This is a genomic window from Janthinobacterium sp. 1L-D-8-B-C4, assembly GCF_057291295.1.
Genome location: NZ_JBXAVX010000005.1, coordinates 107,597 through 125,175, shown reverse-complemented (window position 1 = coordinate 125,175; position 17,579 = coordinate 107,597). Strand labels below are relative to the sequence as shown.

Sequence of the window (17,579 nt, the reverse complement as noted above, 5' to 3'; positions counted from 1 at the left end):
AATAGGCAGCAGGGACGGAGCCAGCGACGCCAGGAGCGGAGGGACATCCGCTCGCGCTGCCGCACCAGAAAGGTGCAGGTGACTGCATAGCGCCGCATAAAGAATACCGGAGACCGCAGGACATTCTTCGCATTACTTTTTAACTTCTGGGGAACTCTTCATGATCAAAATGTCCAAGATGCACAAGCGGCTGTGCGCCAAAAGCGCCGCCATGCTTGCCCTTTCCGCAGCCTTGCCTATCGGCACGGCCTACGCTGACGAAGCCGCTGCTGACGCAACGCCTGCCGCCAGCCAGCTGGAAACCGTGACCGTCACGGCCCAGCGCCGCAAGGAAAACATCCGCGACGTGCCGGTTTCCGTATCGATGCTGACCGCCCAAAAGCTGGACGTCATCGTCTCGGGTGGCCAGGATATCCGCATGCTGGCCGGCAAAGTGCCGAGCCTGAACGTGGAATCGTCGAACGGCCGTACCTTCCCGCGCTTCTACATCCGCGGCTACGGCAATACCGACTTCAACATCTTTGCATCGCAGCCTGTTTCCCTGATCTACGACGATGTCGTGCAAGAAAACCCGATCCTGAAGGGTTACCCTATCTTTGACGTGGCCAACGTCGAAGTGCTGCGCGGCCCGCAAGGCACCCTGTTCGGCCGCAACACTCCCGCCGGCGTGGTCAAGTTCGAGTCGGCCAAGCCGAACCTGGACAAGATCGAAGGCTATTACAGCGGTTCGGTCGCCACCCACAACACCATCAATGCCGAAGGCGCCGTCAACGTGCCATTGAGCAAAGAATGGGCGATGCGCTTCTCGACCCTGCGCCAGCACCGCGACGACTACGTCGACAACACCTTTACCGGCCAGAAAGATTCGCTGGATGGCTACAACGAACATGCCGAACGCGTGCAAGTGCTGTATGCGCCGAACACCACCTTCAATGCCCTGTTCAACGTACACCAGCGCAACACCACCGGCAGCGCGCGCGTGTTCTACGCCAACGCCATCCGTCCTGGCAGCAATGACCTGGTCGACGGCTTCGATCCGAACAAATCGTTCACCAACGCACCGAACTTCCAGAACCTGCGCACCAATGGCGCCAGCGCCCGCCTGAGCTGGGATCTGGACGGCGTGAAACTGTATTCGATCACCGGTTTCGAGCACGTCGGCAATTACCTGTCGCACGGCGATATCGACGGTGGCGCGCCAGGCATGACGCCAGCGATTCCATTCAACGTGGAAACCGCCGGCGGCATCAGCAGCGTAAAACAGTACTCGCAGGAATTCCGCGCCGAATCGAAAAACGCCGGCCCGCTGAACTGGCAGGCAGGTGTGTACTATTTCAATGAAGACGCCAACGGTTTCTCGGACACCTACACCACCGACACCCACGTGCTCGCTTCGCACCTGGCCAGCCGCCAGAAAAACACCGCCTGGGCGACCTTCGGTTCGGTCAACTACGCCGTCAACGACGCCTTCATGCTGCGCGCCGGCCTGCGCTACACGAAAGACAAGAAAGACTTCGACACCGTGGTGGCCGACCGCGTGGTGCAGGTCAATCCGACCAGCGCCGATGTCAGCAAATCCAAGTTCAACTGGGACCTGAGTGGCACCTATAAATACACCAAGGACGTGAGCTTCTACGGCCGTGTCGCTACCGGTTTCCGTGCGCCAAGTATTGCCCCAGCCAGCACCAGCGTGCCAGTCACCGTGGCCGATGCCGAAACCATCACCTCGTACGAAGCCGGCGTCAAGGCCGACCTGTTCGAGCGCCGCGCCCGCGTGGCTTTCAGCGTGTATGACTACCAGGTCAAGAACCAGCAGCTGACGGTGGTGGGTGGCAATTCGAACGTCACGCGCCTGATCAACGCCGCCAAGACGAATGGCCGCGGCGCCGAGCTGGAACTGGAAGGTTTTGTCACGCCCAGCCTTAAAATGTCCTTGGGCGGCAGCTACAACTTTACGGAAATCGACGATCCAACCCTGTCGGTGGCCACTTGCCGCAGCTGCATCGTGACCGATCCGAAAAACGCCGCCGGCAACGCCATCATCAACGGCAATGCACTGCCGCAAGCACCGAAGTGGACCGTTACCGCCACCGGCCGCTATTCGATCCCGATGGAAAACGGCGAGTTCTATGTCTACACCGACTGGTCCTACCGCAGCAAGATCAACTTCTTCCTGTACGAGTCGACCGAGTTCACCGGCAAGGCGCTGGTGGAAGGCGGCTTGCGCGCAGGTTACATCTGGCAAGACGGCAAGTATGAAGTGGCCGCATTCGGCCGCAATATCACTGACACCAAGCGCGTGACCGGCGCCATCGATTTCAACAACCTGACCGGCTTCATCAACGAGCCGCGCCAGTTTGGTGTTCAGTTCAAAGGCAACTTCTAATTGCCGATTTCAGGCGCCAGCCCTTGCGGCTGGTGTCTGCCTTGAACCCGCTACGGTTTGCGCCGCAGCGGGTTTTTTTATGGCTGTTCAGAAAGCCGCGTTGCCCAGGCCGGTATTGCCCGTCGCCAGAAGTCATCGATGTTATTTGCCTGCAGGTCAAGGCCCAGGAAGCGCGCCGCCGGCAGCAGGGCCGAGGCCAGCAAATCGGCTGTAGCAGTGCCCGTATCGAACGCCAGCGCCCCGGTCTGCTTCGACAGTTTTTCACCGAGCGCGTTATTGACCACCGGCACATGCAAATAGCCGGGATGCGGCAAGCCCAGCACATCCTGCAGATACAGCTGGCGCGGCGTCGAATCGAGCAAGTCGGCCCCGCGCACCACCTGCGTGATGCCCTGCTCGCCATCGTCGACCACCACCGCCAGCTGATACGCCCAATAGCCATCGCCGCGCAGCACGATAAAGTCGCCCACCTCGCTGGCCAGGTCCTGCCACACCGGGCCATGCCAGCGGTCGACAAAACCATACACGACCGCAGCGCCCTCAGGCACCCGCAGCCGTAGCCCGCGCGCCTCCTTGCCCGGCGCCAAGCCATGGCGGCAAGTACCCGGATACACCGCCGCGCCATGCCTGCCCGCACCCGCTTGCAGCAGTGAATCGTGTATCTCCTTGCGCGAACAGCCGCAGGCATACACCAGGCCGTCATCCTGCAAGCGCTTCAAGGCCGCTTCATACAACGGCAAGCGCCGGCTCTGCCAAGTGGCCTCGCCATCCCAGACCATGCCGCAGCGCTGCAAGCTGGCCAGGATGGCCGCATCGGCACCATCCACATTACGGTCATAGTCCAGGTCCTCGATGCGCAGCAGCCATGTGCCCTGATGCACCCTGGCATCAAGATAGCTGGCCATGGCGGCCACCAGCGAGCCCATGTGCAGGGGACCGGAGGGGGAAGGGGCGAAGCGGCCGATGTAGGGGGCGGGAGCGGTGAAGTAGGACATGGTGGTGATAGGTGCTGGTGCTGTGTGGCTCAGGGTGAGAGCTTGGCGACAGCGGCAAGTATCGGGCAGGGCGGTGGGCAAGTCAAATACTGCCCCGTTTTAATATGATCTAATTGATAATCAAATGCGTAACATTATCTTCAATGTATGAAATTTCTTCTCTGCAATAATGCGGATCATTTAATTCTCTGAAATGTAGGTCCTTGTCGAATTCGGTTATGCTGAACTTGTTACTCAGCAGTGCTACAACACTCCCCTTTTCTGGCCAGTCTGAGCAATTCAATGTTGCCAATGAATTTCCCAATGAAATTTCATGTAGCAGACATATTTTTAATTTTTCGGGTAGTTTCTTTAATAAAATAAGCCATCCTATCTCACTCGACTTTGGGAAGAAACAATCACTATTTTTTATGAATTCTATTATTCTTTTCTGTACATCGATGGATTTATCGATATTGACTAATGGTTTTGAAGTATCATTTTTTCTCGACATGATAAGTTGATCCTCGGGGTATTTTTTTGTACTGCAAGATTATGCATGAGGAAGATAATTTTATATCATGCTGTACGATTATGCTTCCCCATGGGAATTTGAATACTATTTCTGATAGTCCTTTTGTTTTGCCGGGAATGCCACTCTTTTTTTGAATTTTTTTGACGAGCGATGATTCACCGATGCCGTTGCCGACAGAATTATTTTCAAAATAATGCATTATTATGCAATATATTTTTAAGGAGTTTTCTTTTAAAGTAATCATCTCAACGACATGCTTGTCTACCCATCCGTTGATATCGAAAATAAAAATTCCAGGCTCAGGTGTTCTGGGTTTGATAAGGAATGTGTTGATAATTCTGTTCGTGACATCGTTTGCTGGGGTTTTGTTCGATACTGCAATATCTCCATTGATGCGCAACAATCCATTGATAAAATCAAAAGCATAACTTGAGATTTTAAATTTTTTCATTTTTATTATGCGTAATTTTATTGATGCATTTTCATGTAACTATTGCATTGGTTCAGCACGGTTCGTAGAGGCAAATATTGTTCCCCATAGGATCTTCCAAGTTTAAAAAACTTGCGTAGGGCACCTCTACATAATCGATGAAAAAAACAGTCTTTTCCAGTCGTTCCTTGAGTGTGTCAATGTTTCTTGTTGGCAAGGTGAATAGATTGATGGTCCCACCTTTCGCACCTATGAGATTTGCCTGCTCAATGCTTGAAGGATGCATGAACTCTATCGAGAAATTTTTGTTGTACTCGTGCGCCATTGTTAGTCGGCGACTGGTCCCTGAATTAAGCTGAATAATGCTGTCCATCGTGACAAAAAATCCAAGATGATCAATATAGAATTTTTTCGCTTCGTCAAAATTCAGCAAAGTATTCCCATATTAATGGAATCTGAAATATTAGATTTTTTCATGGATCTAATTTATTTCTGGTTAACAAGTATGGATGTAAATAGTTATTTTTAATTTATATAGATTCAAAGTTTTTATTCTGAGTAGAAGATTTTCACAAGCATCATCTTCTTCTTTGAAAACACGAAGTTCTGTTCTTATTCCTCGTTCATGGTAGAAAACCTCCCAAGATCTATTTTTTTCTCTGATGCATAGACTCTCATCCTGAATTGGATCGCCAATAGAGAACGCATCTGGCGGGATTTTTAAAATCGAAATTTGTTTTGCAATATCTGAAATATTCATAAATTCGAATTAATATTATTTTTATTGATAGGTGCAAAAAACGGATGTAGTATGATTGTGTGGGTCGTGAAAAGCATCTATTCCTCCCCAAATCCCTGCTTGCGGCAGCATGATGCCTAACTCATCTAGAAACCACCGTCTCAATTTCCTTGTATATTTTCCTTCAGGTCCAGACTGGAATCCATTCATGCCTTTTGCAGGGCCAAAGTCCCAGCATTTTATGGGGCCGTCATTTTCTTCAAAAAAACAAATAATTATTATTGTGGATTTTTTGATTTTAAAACTGGCTCTATAGGCGATTTCATCATTCTCATGCCTAATCCATACATCCCAATTCTGAGATGTCGAGTATAAATTTTTTCTTTTCATTCCTCTAAACAGGAGGATTGATTCTTTCACAGAAAAATGTCCATCTTTAAATGTAAAATCACGACTTGTATCCATAATTTTTTAAATGCTGCTAGATTCTGCGATTTTCGGCCAAATTAAAATTTATCGAAGATATTTTTCGATATTTTTCTAGTAGATATAAAGAAATATAATTTATTTTATTTTATTTTATTTTATTTTATTTTATTTTTGCTACTTTTTTGAAATTTTATTATTTTTTTATTTGCATTAATATAGTTTATTGTGTAGTTTCAGAAATGGCGTAAAAACAAGCGCAGATAAAATTTGGATTTAGAAAAAAGCAAAAAATAAACTTCCAACTCGTTTCCGGTGACTCCATATTGTTCAGTAAATGAATTATCTTTGGGCTTATTAATTTTGCGTTCCATGTGCCAGATAGATGAATGTAGATGTTATTTCTTTTTGCAATTTGCAAGTTTGCAGTTGATAAAAATTTTTTATGTGGATAAGCAAGAATTTGCATTTCGTCACCTTGATTTTTCATTTCTAAATTGATGCAAATTGCTAAATGAAATAATTTCTATTTTAAATTAATTTCTCTTTGATAGCATGGTTTTCACAATTCCAAGATATTCCAATTGCTGTGATGGTTGACTGAAGAGATGCTGACGCTGAAATATCACCCCATGGGAAGTGAAATGCAGAAAACGTCTTTGTTATCTCATCAGGGGCTCTATCGAATATTTTAGTAAGTAATTTCGCCAGACTATTTTTGTCAGCTATCAATTGATTCTCTGTGGTGTTATATCCATATTTTTTTGTATTTCCCCCATCCCACGATAGCCAAACATTTTTTATTGAAGAATTTTCAAATGTAAAATTTATGCCAAATTCAAAATCATTCAATTCTCCACATGTTGATAAGGTGTGCACATAAGTGTTTGTTTGATTAATTTCGATTTCAATTTTATTTTCTTTTGCATTCTTAAGAAACTGAAATTCGTTAATTGGAGCCATCACAATACTATCCAGTAGGAGATACCCATTTTCTGTATCAAAGGATGTTCTTATCATTTTTTAAGAATTCTTTCCATTGCGAGTCAGGTTTTCCTCAATTTCTTAAAATTATTTTTCGCATCTTCTGGTCAGGTAAGGAGGCAATATATCTCTGGAATAGGTTGATTGGATGTCACCAGTTTCCACCTTCTGCATGTGTCATCATTAATTTCATTTGGAATATATTTTTTAATATATATAATTTATGCATAAATAGAATTATCAAATTTTATTTGTAAATTATTTCTATAGAGCAGGATTGCGATTTCTGGTCAGCTTTAACTAATATATATCCCCACAAGAACGAGAAGCAATCTTCGTAGGTTGTGGTGACTTCAGCTAATTCTTTTATTGTGTGTGATATTTTAGTGCTCAAATATTCTTTTTCATTTGATAAGTCTAAATTGATTGCGTCATAACCTAATAGATTAACTTTGCCATCTTTCCATATAAGTTGAAGTTTGAATAAAGAATTGTCTTTGAATCTAAAATTTATTCTCATTTTCAAATCAAGAAAAAATATTTCTTTTATGCTATATGTTTCGTATCCATTTATATTCTCATATTTTTCTAAATTTTTTAAATTTCCAATATCGTTTTTTGCAGTGTTGCAGCTTATTTTAATGTTCCCGAGTATTTCTAAATCTCCAGTGCGTTTGTTTATTCTAATTTTATTTTCTTGGAATGTAATAATTTTTTGGCCACCTAAAACCGAGCGCAAGACCTTCTCCTGTAATATGTCGACATGCCAAGAATTTGGAATTCTATTTTATTTAATAAATCGAGAATATGCGGTAGTGAAGACGTTTCGCGACGACAACTGCCTCATGTTTACTATTACTAATACCTTGGCTATCCCTCAAGTTCAATATGCCCGCTGTCGGCCTTGGCATCCATGTCGCTACCTTTACACATACTGAAGTGCTGCTTGCCGTGTGCTGTCCAGATGCACCCCGAAGATGCCATTTTATAGCGTGATGTTTCATGTGGTGCCATGCTTGAAATTTAATTATCGATGACCGTATAATCTGATAATCATGTAATATTTTTTTGAAATCAAATATGTTACTGCCTGCCCTGAGGATGTTTCTCCCCCTAACTTTTTATTTTCTCCTGTGGCCGGATTTGGCATAAAAACGATTTCGATTTCTTGGTCATTATCTCTAATAAATATTCTAAAATCCTCAATTTTTTTGTTTCTTTTCAAAATCAACGTAAGCAATTATTATATATTTAAAGTATTTTCCTGAAATTTCATCATTAAATTTTCTAACTTTTCCCATAATTTTTCTACTTTATAAATCCATCAGTTTGTCGATATCGATATGTTCGAACGGTAAAGTTGGCGTTGCAAGTTGTCGGAGGATCGTCAAATGTACATCCAGATTTATTTTGGCTAGATTTTCAAGCAGCACTTTTCCACCAAGCACTAACGCCGGCTCAAAACCGAATACTTCGTCTGCTGCGAGTGGGCCGAGAGTGGCGATAGCACGCTCGAAAAGAGGTTGGCCTGCTTCGTCCAAAAAGTAAAAACTTTTTGGCTCAATCGAGGAAAAAAAACAACGAATGGAAAAATTCAAATCTTCTTTTCCTTTCGGTTTTAATTCCTTGGGGAGAACAAATATTTTATTAAGTGGACATGCCACCGTAACGTTTTGTCCTGTTTTTTCGCCACACGCATAAAGATAGCCAAATGCAGACCTTGCAATGACATGGAATGCATCAAGCTGTTCCAGTTGGGTATTTTCCAGCCATTCATCCAGCAGATCTTCATACTCATCGGGATCGACTGTCCAAAAAAGTCCGTTTGCGTATCCACACCATCCTTCTTCCTCCCAGTACCTTAGTAGGTGATCAGGCAATTTCCCGCGCCACTTTTCAATGCTCGTCGTAGGTACCTCAACGCGTTGTGTTGCCTCTCCAAATGCATCTATGAATACTTCAAAATCCTCATCTCTCATCGCATAATCCTTCCACGGCAAGGTTCCAGTTTGACGTTCATTTTTTGATCTCCACGACCATCCTCGATTGCTCTTTTGGCTTCAGAGTCCATTCCCGATACTCTATTATTTTGATTCCAGCTAGCGCCAATTGACGAATTTACATCGGCGCGCCCTATTCCTAAATTTTTCGCGCGCATCCAGCCGCCTGCCACCATGTCAGGATCATGTAGTGCTGCAAGCTTACTCATCACTGCTTCAGTACGAATAATCCCTTCTTTCTTTGCATCGGCTGCACTCATACCTTTCTTGCGTAAACTCTTAATAATATTCATCCTGATATCCGTGGTAGCTTGGTTTCTGACCTCCGCTTGTGCTATGTCCGCAGCTGGATTACGATTCACGGCCTTGAAGGCATCCCTAGCATCTTTGTATTGGGTGGTAGTTAAGTTATTGATTGCATCCTCCTGCCGCTTGAGCTGCTTGGCCATTTCCTTTAAATATGCCTTTTGATCGGACTGGCTCATCCGCATGAATTTCTTCTTGTCGAATGGATGGAAGCACGGCACTTTGTGTTGTCGTGCTTTGACGGCCACTTCTTTTTTCGGCTTTCTCGCACTGGAGGCGGCTTCCCGCGCCTCATCTGCCGCCTCTTTTGCCTCCCTCGCTTCCTTGGCGGCCTTGGCCTCTTTTGCTATTCTGGCCGCCTCTTCCGCTTTCCTGGCCGCCTTGAGCACTTCTTCCGCCTCAGGCGCCCCCTTGACGACCCTGGCGGCTGTTCCCGTACCCTTGGCGATCCCTGCCGCGCCTTTGGCCACCTTGCCCACCGTCGTTACTACCTTGCCACCCGGGATCATGCTGGCGACGGCAAGGCCGGCTTCGACAAATTCACCCTCGGCTGTGTAGATGGCCGCGTCCAGGGCCCCCGTCACGACGGACAAGCCGGGAACAAAACTCGCCACGCCCAGCACGCCATGGACCCAAGGGCTGGACTTCTGCCACATGGACTGTTCTGGCTCGGTTTCCGGCACAAGCGGCGGATTTGCGCCGCCGCCATCTGCGTCGATATGCGTTGTCGATGGTGGCGCCTGTTCCAGGATCACCCCTTTGGTGGTCATGGTAGTGCAATCCGCATGGCGCAGGCGAGGCGGCGAGTCACATCGTCGACGCTTCTCAATCGGATGCTTGATTGCGCAGCGGCGCTGTAGTGATTGAGTACCATGCTTAGCTCGCCAGATTCATATCGCACTCGTCGCCGTGCCGCACCACAAATTTTTTCTCCACGCGTACGGAAGTGGCGCTTTCCGTGGCGCGTACTTTGCCCTTGTTGACCCCCGACTTCATGCCGCCGCCCGTGCCCGCTTCGTTGCCGGTGACGGTGGTCACCACGCTGTCGTCGAGCAGGAATACCGGATCGCGATTGAAGAAAACCGTCTTGGCTACCGCAACGCTGTTATTCAGGTCGCCGACGATGGGGTAGGGCACCGGCACCATGCTGGAACCCATCGGGGTTTTGCATACGTCCGGCAGCAGGCTGACGACCATGAAAATGCTGTTCTTGCGGGCACCGGTAGGCATGGCCTGGTCTCCATTCAGTGAGCTGGCGCTGGCGTGTCCGCCATGGCGCGCATCGCCGATGCGTCGTGGCTGGAAATCATGCGCGCTTCCATCACCCGCACCGGTGATGCAGCCGCCAGCGTCGCGCGCCAGATGCAGACGACCTGGACGGTGAACGCCGCATGCGGTGATTCGGGGACCGCTTCGATCAGCAAGGTGTCGAGCCTGGCCGCCAGTTCACCGAGCCGGCCATCGGCAAACCGCACCAGCACGAAAGGCACATGACCGGGCAAGCAAAAGGTTAGGCGGGTGTTGCCATTGCCGTCGCGGCTCGCGCCTGGCGTTTTCGGCGGGCACATGTTGTACAGGGTGACGTTCTCGTCACCGTCCAGGTGGGGGTGTACCTGTTGATCTTCGGGGGCGCCATTCCAGTAGCGAAAATCGAAATCAAACGGCAGGCAAGGATGGCGTTCATCCAGCCATGCCTGGTCATAGGTGCCGGCCAACGGCAGCCGTGGTTGCCAGGCGCGGGCTATCACGCCGAAGCCTGCCGGCACGTGATCATGAAACGGTGCATGCGGACGCAGCCGGTCGTGCGGATAAGTCAGCTGCGGCGCCACAATCCGCTTGCCGCGGATGGCGTTCAGATACCAGCGTTCCATCCAGCCGCGGCCGACGGGATTGCCGAGGTGCACGCTATGCGCGAGCGGCGCACCAGCCTGGGTCACAGCCGCAGGCAGGCAATGTTGCTTCGGTACCCGTTGTGCATCGCTGCTGCCGGCGTTAACTTTGTTTTCGCCGCCGTAGCTGAATTCGTAGCGCAAGGGCAGGGCATGAATCGGCCTCGCGCGCGTTAGGAGCCATGCATGCAACGTGAAGCCGCTCACTAGCCGCAGCAGGCGGGGCCGGTAGCGCCACAGGCGCGGTCCGCTGACCAGCAGGTTTTTCGACAGCACCACCGCTTCTGTCTGTGCTTGCCGCCGGGCTGCCTCGCACTGCCTGGACCAATCGGCCAGTTGTGCCGCGGATGGCGGCATGAACTGGTTCATGCCATGCGGCCGTGGCGGCAGGTCGGGGACGATGGCGGCGCGTTGAATTTCGATGCCGGTCAGGAACTGTTCCAATGCCCGGCCTCCTGGCGCGTAAGCATGCGCATTGACGATCACGTCGGTACAAGGCTTGTAGGGCGCAAAATCGGACTCCTGGCGCACGCTTGAAAGATTGGCATCGCCGTAATACACGTCGCTGGCCAGCAGCGGCGTTTGTTCTTCTGCGAACGCCAGCGTACCGTCCGGCAGCAAGGTGAAGGTCAGGCGCATCACGACCGTGTGGAAACGGATATCGCGCTGGTCCAGCGCATCGAAGGCAATCGCGGGGAAGGGTGTCAGGTTGCGAAATTCCATGACGGCCCCCGGTCTAGTTGACATCCACGTCATGGCCAACAATCTGCAACGGCCCGCTCGCCTCGATGCTGATCTGAGTTCCGTTCAGGAAAATAGTGCCGTCCGACTTCATCAGTAAGGTGGCATCGCCTACCGTGATGGCCAGTTCTTCACCCGCGATCAGGTGCACTTTCTTGCCGACACGGGTGGTCTGGTTCAGGCCGACAACCGTCTGCATGCCCAGCCCGATATTCAGGCTATAGCCGAGTCCGACATTTTCCATGCGGCCCATGCCGACGTTTTGCATATAGGCCATGCCGATGGTTTCCGTTTTCGCTTTGTCGACACGCACCGACCAGTTCCGCTGAATATGATCTTTCTCGTTCCTTGCTACCGTTTTAGATCGGTTGCCACCGATGGTGATCGTCTCGTGCTGGTCGACCTTTTCCTGGCGATTGTTATGCACGGTAATCGTTTCATCCCGCCCCACCGTCTCGGTCCGGTCGCGCTTGACCTGCACGACCTCATCGCGGTCAACCGTCTTGCGGCGGTCGTTGCCGACCCAGTGCGATTCATCGTGTTCGACCTCGATGCGCTGGTCTTTCTCGGCGTGCAGCCACAGCTCTTCCTTGTCTTTGCGGTCCTCGAAGCGCAGGGCGTTGGCGTGCGAGGAAGTGCCGCTTTTTGACGAACGGCTCAGCATGCCGCTCTGGGTCTTGTTGGCCGGCAGGTCCCACGGCGGCATGTTGCGGGCGTTGTAGACGCAGCCGATGATGATGGGCATGGAGACGTTGCCGTCCAAAAATTGCACCACCACCTCCATGCCGACCCGGGGCAGGCTGATGTGGCCGAAGTTGGCGCCGGCCCAGCTTGAGACGACCCGTATCCACGGCGAGCTCTTGTCGTCGAAGTTACCGAGGCGGTCCCAGTGGAATTGCACCTTGACCCTGCCATAGCCGTCGGTATGGATTTCCTCGCCGGGCGGGCCGACCACGGTGGCCGTCTGCACGCCGTCGATCCGCACTTCATGGCTGTGGAAATGGCGGCCCGGGCGCCACGGCGTGTCGCGTGGCAAACAGGTAAAACTGTTGCTGTAATGCGAGGTGGCGTTGCGGCCCTGATGGTAGTTGTTGCTGGCGTGATGGCGCACCGAGACGATCAGGTATTCGGTGGCCGCTTTGCCGGCGCCGCCATCGAAATGGCCGCTGAGGGTAAACCAGCGCCCCGGCTGGGCCGTGCGGTCATTGCCTTGCGCCTGGTACATTTGGCCCTGCGCGTCGATCTCTTCCATGCGGCGCCGGGCCAGCAGCTCGCCATCGTCGATATTCTTGAAACCGTAGCTGCCCGTGTTTTCATACACTTCCAGTTGCGGCACGGCGCCTTGCCGGTTCAGCGAGTCGCCGCTGGCGCGCGCCCTGCGCGGATTCTTGAAGTTGAAACTGGCGAGCGTCATCTTGCCCGGCGCCATGCGCCGCACCGTGCGCCAGTCATGCACGCCATCGTCTTCCAGGCTGCCGGCCTGGTGCTGGAAGGGCATGCTGCTGATGTCGCCGTCGATCGGCTGGCCGCTGGTGGTGTCGTCGGACAGCCATAAGGTATGGCCGTCGCGCCGGTGTTCATAGCGGTAGTGCCAGCCCAATTGCTCCCATTGGCGGTGCAGCAGGTTATGGTCGCTTTCGCGGTACTGGCAGATATACGTGATGACCGGGTCGGGGCCGCCGGCGCCCAGCTTGTAGTCGCGCATCAGGTAGTCGTTGAAGACCTTTTCCGTCAGGTCGGCAACCGTCTTGCCGTGGAAGGCGACGTTGTTGTGGCGCAGGCGCAAGTGGCTGAGCCAGGGTTCCAGCACCATTTCATAGAAGGCAAAGCCGCCGTCGGTGCGCAGGAAGCGGAATTCGAACACATGGCCATTGAAGTAGCGCAGGCTGCCGTCTTCGCGCACCAGCTCGATGCTGACCATCTTGCCTATCAGCTCGGTCAGTGGAAGCGATGCGTTGTCGGACAGTACTTCCACCACATAGGAAAAATCGCGCGACAGGCTTTCGCTGGCGTCCAGCGCATTGGCCAGCAGCAGGGTATCGGCGGGCGCGTCGCCTTGCGGAAAATGCAGCCGCAGCAAGCGGTCGCCCTGCATGTCGCCAAGCAGCGATGTCAGCCGTTCAGCCGCGTCCTGGTACAGCTTCATGCTTGTCTCCTGATGTGCGGGTGTGGTGGCCGGAGCGCCGACTGTAGCAATGGCAAGCCCAGCCGTTTTGAGCGGACGCAAGTGTCATTCATCGAGCGCGTCCATCAGGTGCAGCCGGTAGTGCATGTCGTCGCGATGCACGCCTGGCTGGCAATGGCCGAGAAAGCTGTCGCAGCCCAGGCCCGCCTGCGCGCCGCCCAGAGTCACGCCATGCACGTCGCTGGCGCTCAGCACCAGCACGATGTCGTAGTGCAGCAGTGGCTGGCCGAACAGCCTGAGCATGGCTTGCAGCTGCACGCTGGCGGCGGCGTGCGGCAGGAAGCTGGCGTGCTGCGCTGCGCTCAGGGCACCGATGCGCAGGCGCAGCGCCAGATCGGGCCGGTGGCAGCGTTCGCCCAGCATGGCGCGCTGGCCCAGTACCGCATTGGCGCCACCCAGGGCCGTCTGCTCGCGCGGCGCCAGCGGCTCCATCGTGCCGGTATTTTCCTCGATGCAAAACGGTACGCCGAAGTGCTCTTCCAGGATGCGCGCCATCACCAGGGACGACACATTGCTTTGCTGTAGCAAGCCGCTGTACAGGCCGATGGTGTCGGCCGCCACGCCGGCGGTATCGGGCGAGGCGCCGGCCAGCGACAGCAGGCGCGGCAGCAGGGTTTCGCGCACGGGCGCGTGTTCGACCCGGTATTTTTCCCAGGCCTGGTAAAACAGGGCCACGGCACGGCTGGAAAAGATGTCGAGAAAGGCGCGCGCACTGGCGTCGGCCTGGCCGGCGATGCGTTCCGAATAGTGGCTGGGCAAGCTGCCGTGGATGCCCAGGAACCCCATGAAGGTTGGCGTCAGATGGATCTTCGGCGCGTCGCTAGAGAGCAGCGCGTCCAGCAACTGTTGCGCATCGTGCAGGCCGGCCACCGTCAGCGATTCAATCTGGCCGGCCGGAAACGTCATCGACACGCTGTTGTCGAAACGCACAAGATTGTCCAGGGCCTCGGTGGGCGGCACGCCGTGCGCGTGCAGCCAGCCCAGCAGCAGGCGCAGCGCCTGGCAGCACTCGAAGCGCTGCGGCGCGTCCAGCAATTGCTGGATCAGGCTGGCGTGCTGTCGGCGTAGCGGGCTGGGCATCGTACGATTTCCTCGCCACTGCGCTGCGACACCAGCGACAGGCGGCTAAAGCAGTTGAGCTGGCTGTTCATGGCGAAATAGCGCTGGAGTACCTGGGCGAACACATGCAGGCTGCTGCCGACAAAGGCCTGCTCATCGATCCCCAGGCGTATCGCGACGCCGGGCATCAGGGTAGGAAAGGGCACGCTGTCGATCCAGTCGCGCGTGCTGCCATGCTCCAGGCTGGTGATGCCTTCGATCAATCGCTGGGTGGCGGGCGTGCGCGGCAGGTCGTACAGGCTGAGCATTTTCTGGAATTCGGCCAGGCCGGCCTGCGTCAGGGCCGAGTAATTCAAGGAAAGGTGGGCGATCAGACGCCAGTGTGCGCTGTTGCCGGTGTCGAAACGGTGGCTGGCGGTGGGCTTGCGCAGGAAGCGGATCTGCATGCCGTCCGGTACTTCCTCGGCCTCCAGGTCGCCGCCGGGCAAGCCATACGGCAAGCGGCTGGGCAGGTCGCGGTTGCTGCACAGCAGCTCGGTCGAGACGGTAGCAAACGCGGCTGACTCGGCCGAAAAATGCGGATCGATCAGGCTCAGGCGCATTTCATGGCCGGGGCTGACGGCCGCCACGGTTTCGTCGCGGCGCGCCAGCCAGTAGTTGCCGATGTCGCTTGCGCGCGCGTCGTACAGCGGCAGGAAAGAGGTCAGCCGCTCGCCGGCCGCGTCCTTGCGCAGCATGGTGACGCGGTCGATGCGGTAGATATCGTAGCTGCCGGCGTGCGTGGCGTCGGCCAGCAAGGCGCAATCGGCTTCGGTATGCGTGAGCCGTATCGGCACGCCCGGCTTGGCAAACAGATTGACTACCGGGGTGCAGCCGGGCAGCAGATTGCTGGCGCTCGCGCCGGCCAGCAGGCGCGCCACATGGCTGTCGCTGCGCAGGTTTTTCAGGGGCAGGTGCAAGGTGAACTGGCGCGTATCCTTGGGCAACAATGCCGCCAGCAGGGGCCAGGCGATATCGACAAAATGGAATTTGTCGGGAAACGCAAAATACTCGGTCAGCAGGCGCTGCGCCGGATGCGAACGGGGCGAGCACGGAATCAACGCTTCCTGCTCGGCATAACCGGCCGGCCGCAGCACGGCGCCATCGACCGCCAGCCAGGGAGAGTGCCGGTCCAGCGCCACATACGCGCCGGCGCCGCGCAGGAACAGCGCGTCGAGCAGGGCCGCACGCAGGGATGCTTCGCCGTCGGCAAACAGGCGCAGTTGTTGCAGGCCCGTTTGCCGCAAGTCAAAATGATCGCTGGTGCTGGCAAACACGATGCTGAGCAGGGCGCTGGCGCCATCCTGCAGGCGCAGCCCGGGCGGGGCGTCGATGATCGGCGAAAAGCGCAGCTGCGTGATGGCCAGCGGCGCGATGGTGACGTCGAAGCTGGTGGTAAATTTGCAGGCCACGCCCTGCACCGGTTGCGAGCGCAGCACGGTGCCGCGTGCAACGGTTGTGAGCTGGCCGTCTGCTGCATCGGTGCCGATGCGCGCGATCGAGCACGAGGGAAACGGCCGCAGATAATGCGGATACAGCGTTTCAAGCAGGGACTCGGTGAACTTCGGGTAGTCGTCGTCGAGCCGCTTGGCTATGCGTGCCGTGAGCAGCGCGAAGGACTGGATCAGGCGTTCGACATGCGGGTCTTCGCAGGCGTCGCCGGCGATCAGCAAGCGGCCGGCGGCACGTGGAAAACGGCTGGAAAATTCACGCGTGTACTGGCGAAACAAGCCCAGTTCGCGTTCGTAATAGGGCAGTAGCTGTTCCACGATCGCCTTCTTTGCCAGCTGGAAAGTTCCATGCTGGCATCAGAGGCGATCGTCGATATTGACTTAAGGCAACTCAGCTTAAAAATGGTATTCGGCGCGCACCATCGGCGTCTTCGCCGTCTGGCCCTGGTTGCCGGTGGTGGCGGCCGAATTGCCGAACTTGTTTTTCCAGTACTGGTATTCCAGGCCCACGCGGAAGGTGTTTTTCGCGTTGCCCAGCGCCGCGCCGACGTCGAACATCACTTGCATGTCGATATTCGTTTCCACCGCCGTGTTGCGGCCCACTTCATCCTTGCCCTTGGAATCGATCAGGTTGAAAAAGCCTTCGAACGAGAACAGCGGGGACAGCGGAATGCCCCACGCGCCGGTCAGCATGGCATGGGTCTTGTAGGTGTAGCGGCCGGTGACTTGCGAGATGGGCGGGAAGGCGCCGCTCGGGGCATTGCTTTCACGCAGCAACAGCAGGCTGGTGTTGAAGAAACCGGGCACGTCCCACATCAGGGTCGGGCCGGCCACCAGCATGCGCTTGCGCGAGTTGTAGCCGACATCGTTTTTCGTGTTGACGTCGAAGCCCAAGGTGACGCCGACGCCGCGCACGGGGCCGAATTTGATGTCGCTGCCGCGCACCTTGCCGATATCGATGGTGTTGCGGTAGACCAGATAGGCTTCCTGCGCGCCCGAGGTCTTGCCCAGTGCGCCAGGGTCCTTGCTGTCGGACATCAGGAAGTCGAGGTTGACGAAGTTGCTGCCGTATTTGTAGCCGCTGGCATGGGTGATGGCAAAGATGTTTTTCTTGATGTCATCGGGGTTGAAGGGCTCGCGATAATCGTTGCCGGCGCGCCAGCTCAGTGCGGTGTCGCTCCAGTCGGCGGCATGGGCGGTGGCGCCCAGTCCGAAAGTGGCGGCGAGGCACAGGCATGGCAACAGACACGATGTAAATTTAGGCAATTTGAACTCCTGGTAGCGATGTTAAAAAATGGTAGTTATCTGGTAAAGCGGCTTGCCATGGCAGGTACGGCTTGCGATGCGGCGCAATGTCGACAACATGCGCTCTGTTCAATCCATGATGCGAGAATCGCCACCTCCGGTCATATGTGGTATCTGGATAATGACTATT

At 53.8% G+C, this 17,579-nt stretch carries 16 protein-coding genes; 1 reads left to right on the top strand and 15 read right to left on the bottom strand.

Going from position 1 to position 17,579, the window contains the following annotated elements; translation table 11 throughout:
* Positions 1-160 precede the first annotated feature (160 nt).
* On the top strand, positions 161-2,386 hold the full coding sequence (locus AC0Z42_RS11155) for a TonB-dependent receptor (protein ID WP_485468288.1): 2,226 nt from the start codon (positions 161-163) through the stop codon (positions 2,384-2,386).
* Between the two features lie 77 nt (positions 2,387-2,463).
* Here the strand turns inward: AC0Z42_RS11155 and gluQRS are convergent, their stop codons facing one another.
* The 15 genes from gluQRS to AC0Z42_RS11080 form a co-directional block, all read right to left on the bottom strand.
* On the bottom strand, positions 2,464-3,381 hold the full coding sequence (gene gluQRS, locus AC0Z42_RS11150) for a tRNA glutamyl-Q(34) synthetase GluQRS (RefSeq protein ID WP_485468287.1): 918 nt from the start codon (positions 3,379-3,381) through the stop codon (positions 2,464-2,466).
* Positions 3,382-3,857: 476 nt separating this feature from the next.
* Complete coding sequence (locus tag AC0Z42_RS11145; RefSeq protein ID WP_485468286.1) at positions 3,858-4,346, bottom strand: hypothetical protein; 489 nt, start codon at positions 4,344-4,346, stop codon at positions 3,858-3,860.
* Positions 4,347-4,398: 52 nt separating this feature from the next.
* Complete coding sequence (locus AC0Z42_RS11140) at positions 4,399-4,758, bottom strand: VOC family protein (RefSeq protein WP_485468285.1); 360 nt, start codon at positions 4,756-4,758, stop codon at positions 4,399-4,401.
* Positions 4,759-4,821: 63 nt separating this feature from the next.
* Positions 4,822-5,085, bottom strand: coding sequence for a hypothetical protein (locus AC0Z42_RS11135; protein ID WP_485468284.1), 264 nt, complete (start codon positions 5,083-5,085; stop codon positions 4,822-4,824).
* 21 nt (positions 5,086-5,106) lie between these two features.
* Positions 5,107-5,529: a hypothetical protein gene (locus AC0Z42_RS11130; protein WP_485468283.1), complete on the bottom strand. Its 423-nt coding sequence runs from the start codon at positions 5,527-5,529 to the stop codon at positions 5,107-5,109.
* Positions 5,530-6,021: 492 nt separating this feature from the next.
* Positions 6,022-6,453, bottom strand: coding sequence for a hypothetical protein (locus tag AC0Z42_RS11125; RefSeq protein ID WP_485468282.1), 432 nt, complete (start codon positions 6,451-6,453; stop codon positions 6,022-6,024).
* A 268-nt stretch (positions 6,454-6,721) separates the two neighbouring features.
* Complete coding sequence (locus tag AC0Z42_RS11120) at positions 6,722-7,213, bottom strand: hypothetical protein (RefSeq protein WP_485468281.1); 492 nt, start codon at positions 7,211-7,213, stop codon at positions 6,722-6,724.
* Positions 7,214-7,787: 574 nt separating this feature from the next.
* Positions 7,788-8,453, bottom strand: coding sequence for a GAD-like domain-containing protein (locus AC0Z42_RS11115; protein WP_485468280.1), 666 nt, complete (start codon positions 8,451-8,453; stop codon positions 7,788-7,790).
* Positions 8,450-9,550: a polymorphic toxin type 15 domain-containing protein gene (locus AC0Z42_RS11110; protein ID WP_485468279.1), complete on the bottom strand. Its 1,101-nt coding sequence runs from the start codon at positions 9,548-9,550 to the stop codon at positions 8,450-8,452. The genes AC0Z42_RS11115 and AC0Z42_RS11110 overlap by 4 nt, the downstream gene beginning before the upstream one ends.
* A gap of 106 nt (positions 9,551-9,656) precedes the next feature.
* Complete coding sequence (locus AC0Z42_RS11105; protein ID WP_485468278.1) at positions 9,657-10,010, bottom strand: DUF4150 domain-containing protein; 354 nt, start codon at positions 10,008-10,010, stop codon at positions 9,657-9,659.
* Positions 10,011-10,024: 14 nt separating this feature from the next.
* Positions 10,025-11,392 carry a DUF2169 family type VI secretion system accessory protein gene (locus AC0Z42_RS11100; RefSeq protein WP_485468277.1) on the bottom strand — a complete coding sequence of 456 codons (1,368 nt, stop codon included), beginning with the start codon at positions 11,390-11,392 and terminating at the stop codon, positions 10,025-10,027.
* 13 nt (positions 11,393-11,405) lie between these two features.
* The gene (locus AC0Z42_RS11095) at positions 11,406-13,556 is read right to left on the bottom strand and encodes a type VI secretion system Vgr family protein (protein ID WP_485468276.1); all 2,151 of its coding nucleotides are present in this window, start codon (positions 13,554-13,556) and stop codon (positions 11,406-11,408) included.
* 84 nt (positions 13,557-13,640) lie between these two features.
* Complete coding sequence (tssG, locus tag AC0Z42_RS11090; RefSeq protein ID WP_485468275.1) at positions 13,641-14,675, bottom strand: type VI secretion system baseplate subunit TssG; 1,035 nt, start codon at positions 14,673-14,675, stop codon at positions 13,641-13,643.
* Positions 14,639-16,462 (bottom strand): type VI secretion system baseplate subunit TssF, encoded by a 1,824-nt coding sequence (gene tssF, locus AC0Z42_RS11085; protein WP_485468274.1) that lies wholly within the window; start codon positions 16,460-16,462, stop codon positions 14,639-14,641. The genes tssG and tssF overlap by 37 nt, the downstream gene beginning before the upstream one ends.
* 78 nt (positions 16,463-16,540) lie before the next feature.
* Positions 16,541-17,410 (bottom strand): outer envelope protein, encoded by an 870-nt coding sequence (locus AC0Z42_RS11080; RefSeq protein ID WP_485468273.1) that lies wholly within the window; start codon positions 17,408-17,410, stop codon positions 16,541-16,543.
* Between the last annotated feature and the right edge of the window lie 169 nt (positions 17,411-17,579).